A 598-nucleotide genomic window follows, 5' to 3' on the forward strand; every position below is an offset into this window, starting at 1 on the left:
GGATCAAATCCGACAGCTGATAGTCGCGGCCGAGCGCCTTGCCGTTCTGGATGTCGATACCGCCGATCGCGGTCACGTAGTCGACTTCGGCCTGGGCGAAATCGTCGACGCTCTTGTAGGCGGCGATGCCGTATTCGTTGAGGCCGCCGGCCTTCGCGCGCGCCTCCAGGATGGTCACGTCATGGCCGTGGCGGGCGAGCCGGTGCGCGGCGGCAAGGCCGGCCGGCCCGGCGCCGACCACGGCGACCGTCTTGCCGGTCGGCTCGGCGCGCGGATAAAACTGCTTGTTCTCGCCCATGGCGACGTCGGTGGCGTAGCGCTGCAGGCGGCCGATCTGCACCGGCTTGCCTTCCGCCACCTCGCGCACGCAGACTTCCTCGCACAGCGTCTCGGTCGGGCAGACGCGGGCGCACATGCCGCCCAATATGTTCTGGTCGAAGATGGTCTTGGCCGAACCGATCGGATTACCGGTCGAGATCTGGCGGATGAACAGCGGAATGTCGATCGAAGTCGGGCATGCATTCATGCACGGTGCATCGTAGCAGAAATAGCAGCGGTCGGATTCGACCAGCGCCTCGTGGTGGTCGAGCGGCGGGGG

At 66.4% G+C, this 598-nt stretch carries 1 protein-coding gene; it reads right to left on the reverse strand.

What is annotated here, in order from left to right:
• Positions 1–598, reverse strand: a 598-nt coding sequence (locus EN969_RS34280; RefSeq protein WP_127419938.1) for an FAD-dependent oxidoreductase, incomplete at both ends; no start/stop codon positions are given.

The organism is Mesorhizobium sp. M7A.F.Ca.CA.003.01.2.1 (assembly GCF_003998945.1).
Taxonomy (GTDB): domain Bacteria; phylum Pseudomonadota; class Alphaproteobacteria; order Rhizobiales; family Rhizobiaceae; genus Mesorhizobium; species Mesorhizobium ciceri.